Origin of the sequence: Chryseobacterium sp. (assembly GCF_022712095.1) — a bacterium.
Classification (GTDB): domain Bacteria; phylum Bacteroidota; class Bacteroidia; order Flavobacteriales; family Weeksellaceae; genus Chryseobacterium.
Genome location: NZ_JALAHD010000283.1, coordinates 1 through 5,017, shown reverse-complemented (window position 1 = coordinate 5,017; position 5,017 = coordinate 1). Strand labels below are relative to the sequence as shown.

Here is a 5,017-nt window from a genome sequence, read left to right as displayed (position 1 = left end):
TTCCATATCCTTATATTAATTGAATTGATTCTATGAAAATATTTAACTCACATCAGGTCAGGTCTGCAGACAGATATACGATTGATCATGAACCTGTTTCTTCTATTGAATTAATGGAAAGAGCCGCAACTGCATCGGTAGAATGGATCCTGAAACATTCAAAGAGTTATGAAAAAGTAGCTGTGTTTTGTGGAAACGGAAATAATGGGGGGGACGGTTTTGCCATAGCCAGAATGCTTTACTTAAAAGGATTTGATGTCAATGTGTTTATTGATAAATCCAATACTCAATTTTCTAATGATGCTCTGGTTAATTTTCTGAGACTTAAAGACTTTTCAGGAATAAGTATTAAAGATTTTGAGGAAGCCAAAGATGATAATTCTGAACAGACTATTTTAATTGATGCTATTTTCGGAACCGGATTGTTACGAAAATTGGAGGGTAAACATAAAGATGTCATAGAACTGCTGAATAAAAGAAAACAGGTTAAAATTTCTATTGATATTCCTTCAGGACTTTTTGCTGACAAAATTTCAGAAGAAGATTCTACGGTATTGCAATCAGATTTTACCTTAAGTTTTCAGTTTTGGAAAAAGAGTTTTCTTCATCCCGAAACTGGAAAATATACAGGGAAAGTTATTATTCTGGATATTAATTTAAGTAAGGAATATATTCAGAATACGGAGACTCATGATTTTGTTATTAGTGATGAAATTGTGCAAAGTTTTTTTAAGCCCAGATTAGATTTTTCTCATAAAGGGACTTATGGTAAAGTTATTATTGCAGGTGGCTCTTATGGGAAAATAGGAGCTGCAGTCATGGCAACAAAATCAGCCTTAAGAACCGGTGCCGGGCTTACATTTAGCATAGTGCCTCAATGTGGTTATGAAACACTGCAGGGCTCCTGTCCGGAGGCCATGTTTATCGAAGGCGGTGATGATCGTTATATTGATAATATTAAAACAGAAGAAGGGGCTGTATATGGAATTGGTCCGGGACTCGGAACAGAACCTGTTACTGAAGAAGCTTTTGTTCAGTTTTTAAGAGGATATTCAAAACCTCTTGTCATTGATGCTGATGCATTAAATATTCTATCTAAAGATCAGGAAAGAATTCGTCTACTCCCTGAAAGTTCTATTATTACCCCACATCCTAAAGAGTTTGAAAGATTATTCGGTGATTCTGCCAATTCATTTGAAAGATTGGAACTGGCAAGATCAAAATCCAGAGAGCTTAATATCTGTATCGTTCTAAAAGATCATCACACACAGGTTATTACTCCTGATGGAAAGGTGTATTATAATGTGACAGGAAATGCAGGACTGGCGAAAGGGGGAAGCGGAGATATTTTGACAGGGATTATAACTTCTCTTTTAGCTCAGGGATATTCTGAAAAAGAAGCTGCTGTTTTTGGAGTCTGGCTACATGGAAAAGCTGCTGATTATGCTGCTGATAAAAAATCGGAAGAATCAATGTTGCCTACTGATGTTATTGAAGAATTAGGAACGGTCTTCAAAGAAGTCAATAAGAAAACTTCTATAAAACTTTAAAATAAGAAAGCCACAAATTAATTTGTGGCTTTCTATGTATTTGTAAATGATACTTATTCAGGTTTTGCGTTTTCCTCTTCTGTAATTTTAAACTTTTTAGAGATAACCATAATGATTACTCCTGCGATCATGAAAGGAATAGATAATACCTGTCCAGTATTAAGCCCGGCAAACTGGATAAACTCGTCTCCTTGTGGTTCTTTTAAAAACTCTACAAAGAATCTTATAGCCCAAAGGATGATGAAGAATAATCCAAATAACCAACCCTGCTGGTATTTTTTATTGGTTTTTCTGTAAAGAGCCCATAATAATAGGAACAGGCAGATATATCCGATAGCCTCAAATAGCTGAGTAGGGTAACGGGGAACGGTAATTCCGTATTCGCTGCTCTGTTGTGGGAAAAGTAAAGCGAATGGAGAATTGGGGTCTACAGGTTTTCCAATGATCTCAGAATTGAAAAAATTTCCCATCCTTACAAAAGCTCCTCCTAAAGAAACAACGATTCCTAATCTGTCATAAACCCATAAAGGATTTTTCTTAATGATTTTGAAAGAGTAGTATAATGTTGTGAAGATCAAGGCTATTGTTGCACCATGGCTTGCCAGTCCGGAGAATCCTGTGAACTTCAGTCCGTTTTTTGTACTTATAGGAAGGAATACACTCCAGAAATCTTCTTTGAATAGCTCAGGTTGGTAGAAAATAACGTGTCCCAGCCTTGCCCCAAGGATCGTTCCAATCAATGTCCATGTGAAAAGAGGCTCAAGATATTTTTGATTAACACGATCGATTTTAAAGATTTTAGTCATTAAAATATAACCAAAGCCAAATGCAAAAATGAACATTAAGCTATAAAAATGTAAGGTAATCGGCCCCAGATGGATTCCGGTAGAAGGATCCCATATTTTGAAAGGAGTTTCAAGCTTTACACTTTCAGAACCTGTAATTGGAGTATTTACTTTTACAGCGTATTTATAAGTTTCAATATTTTCAGGACTAACATTGGTTCCGATTAATTTAAAATCTTTAGTGAAAAACTGATAGTTTTTGTCTCGGAATTTGTTCAGAATCATGGCGCTGTATTCATAATGCGGAGCTTCAAGATTAGATTTATTCAGGATCACCAATGTATTAGTAGTTTCGCGGTTGGCAAAATCACTTAAATCTTCAAGCTCGGTTGTAGAATATATTTTAACCGGAATATTGGTGGAGTTTACCTTTAATGTTCCGTCCGATAAGCCATCTGCATAATAACTGTGTGCAAAGAAGCATTGAGTGATGAATGAAAACAATAAGAGAAAAATTCTGAAGAAAAAATTACTCATTTTTATTAATTTAATAATTGCTATTGTATTTAATGTTTTGGTGGAACAGGATCATAGCCGCTTCCTCCCCATGGATGACATCTTGCAATCCTTTTGATGCCCATCCATAATCCTTTGAAGATACCATGGACCTGTAATGCCTCAATCATATAATGTGAGCAGGTTGGTTCATATCGGCAGTTTTTAGGAAGTAAAGGCGAAATGAACCATTGGTAAAATCTGATTAAAATTACCAAAGGAAAGGTGATTATTTTATGAAATGTATCTTTCAAAACAATGCAAAAGTAGGGTAAAAAAATGAAAATTAGTTTAAATTTGTTACAAGTTTCAGAAAGTGAAATCTGAAACATTTATTACCACTAGAAATGAGCCAGAATATTCCATTAGCTGAAAAATTGAGGCCCAAAACATTAGATGATGTTCTTGGGCAGGAGCATCTTACGGGAGAAAAAGGAACCATAAGGAAAATGTTGAAGAATGATACGCTGAATTCTTTGATATTCTGGGGACCGCCGGGAACAGGAAAAACTACTTTAGCTGAAATCATTTCAGAAAATTCCGGAAGGAAATTTTTTAAGCTTTCTGCTGTTTCTTCCGGTGTTAAAGATGTACGTGATGTGATTGAAGAGGCGAAGAAGAATAATCTTTTTTCAGGAAAATCGCCGATTCTTTTTATTGATGAGATTCATCGTTTTAATAAATCCCAGCAGGACTCACTTCTTCATGCCGTAGAAAAAGGGTGGATTGTATTGATCGGAGCCACTACGGAAAATCCGAGTTTTGAAGTAGTATCGGCATTGCTTTCACGAAGTCAGGTGTACGTATTGAAGGCATTAAGCTATGAAAAGCTTGAAGAGCTTATCGATATTGCTCTTGAAAAATATAATCAGGAAGAAAAAACAAATTTTAGGATATCCGCTAAAGAAGCATTCATACAATATTCGGGTGGAGATGCCAGAAAACTGATCAATTCGGTGGAATTGGTTCTTAATCAGTTTAAAGATGTTCCTGAAAAAGAGATTGATAATGAAGATGTCCTTTCCGTTTTACAGGAAACAATGGCACTTTATGATAAAAATGGAGAGCAGCATTACGATATTATTTCAGCATTCATTAAATCCATGAGGGGAAGTGATCCTAACGGAACGGTATATTGGCTGGCACGAATGATTGCAGGAGGAGAGGATATTAAATTTATCGCAAGAAGAATGCTTATTCTCGCAGCGGAAGATATTGGATTGGCAAACCCAAATGCTTTGGTAATTGCAAATAACTGTTTTCAGGCTGTGAATGTAATTGGGAATCCTGAGGCCAGAATTATTTTAAGTGAAACAGCAGTTTATTTAGCTGTTTCCCCAAAAAGTAATTCCACTTATATGGCAATTAATGATGCGCTGGCCCTCGTGAAAAAGACAGGAAATCTTCCGGTTCCTTTACACTTAAGGAATGCTCCTACTAAATTAATGAAAGACCTTGATTATGGAAAAGAGTACAAATATGCCCATTCTTATCAGGGGAATTTTGTGGATCAGACTTTTTTGCCTGAAGAGATTAAAGATGTGAAATTATACGAGCCGGGAAATAATTCAACTGAAAAGAAAATTTATGAAGAATTGAAAAAGAAATGGAATAATAAATATTAAAAGAAAAGGACACTCCATTTCTGAAATGCCCTTTTTGAAATATAATTTAGAAAACTATTTTTGTGTAGTGGTGATAAATAAAGATTTTTTACCATTATAATCTTTAACTTCCATTTTGATCAGGATATCACCATATACATTGGTGTCAGTGTTTGTGAATTCATAGCCTTCAATGAATACAGGAGTCTCTTTCGGAAGGTTATTCTGTTGATTAAGATCGGCTAAGCTGATTCTGTCTAAATTTTCATAACCGTTTTTGATCTTTATTTCTGCAATACCGTTTTCTGCAACAGGACTGTATTTTTTCAGTGCCTGAGGAAGATTGGCAGAACTTTTATAAACATTCACACTTTGTATAATATCTTTTTTCTCGTCAAACATCTTTGTAGTCCCCACTATATCATTGGCAATAGCAAATTTGATAGTTGGATTTTTCTGGGCAAATAAGCTTACAGATGCGAATAGTAAAAAAGAGTAGAATATTTTTTTCATAATTAAAGGA

At 35.2% G+C, this 5,017-nt stretch carries 5 protein-coding genes; 2 read left to right on the top strand and 3 right to left on the bottom strand.

The window, feature by feature from the left end:
* Window positions 1–32 precede the first annotated feature (32 nt).
* Window positions 33–1,550, top strand: a complete 1,518-nt coding sequence (locus tag Q0A18_RS14315; RefSeq protein ID WP_292010837.1) for an NAD(P)H-hydrate dehydratase — start codon at window positions 33–35, stop codon at window positions 1,548–1,550.
* A 53-nt stretch (window positions 1,551–1,603) separates the two neighbouring features.
* Here the strand turns inward: Q0A18_RS14315 and lgt are convergent, their stop codons facing one another.
* Window positions 1,604–2,452 (bottom strand): prolipoprotein diacylglyceryl transferase, encoded by an 849-nt coding sequence (gene lgt, locus Q0A18_RS14310; protein ID WP_292010838.1) that lies wholly within the window; start codon window positions 2,450–2,452, stop codon window positions 1,604–1,606.
* Window positions 2,453–2,901: 449 nt separating this feature from the next.
* Entirely contained in the window at window positions 2,902–3,144 is a 243-nt protein-coding gene (yidD, locus tag Q0A18_RS14305) for a membrane protein insertion efficiency factor YidD (RefSeq protein WP_292010836.1), read from the bottom strand.
* Window positions 3,145–3,237: 93 nt separating this feature from the next.
* Here yidD and Q0A18_RS14300 point away from each other — a divergent pair, with 93 nt between their 5' ends.
* Window positions 3,238–4,515 carry a replication-associated recombination protein A gene (locus Q0A18_RS14300; protein WP_292010835.1) on the top strand — a complete coding sequence of 426 codons (1,278 nt, stop codon included), beginning with the start codon at window positions 3,238–3,240 and terminating at the stop codon, window positions 4,513–4,515.
* 54 nt (window positions 4,516–4,569) lie between these two features.
* Here the strand turns inward: Q0A18_RS14300 and Q0A18_RS14295 are convergent.
* Window positions 4,570–5,017 (bottom strand): hypothetical protein (locus Q0A18_RS14295; protein ID WP_292010834.1); only part of this gene is annotated, 448 nt, incomplete at its 5' end.

Excerpts from the sequence above, each read along its gene's own strand:
- Q0A18_RS14315 (WP_292010837.1), top strand. The coding sequence starts at position 33 with ATGAAAATATTTAACTCACATCAGGTCAGGTCTGCAGACAGATATACG.
- Q0A18_RS14300 (WP_292010835.1), top strand. The coding sequence starts at position 3,238 with ATGAGCCAGAATATTCCATTAGCTGAAAAATTGAGGCCCAAAACATTA.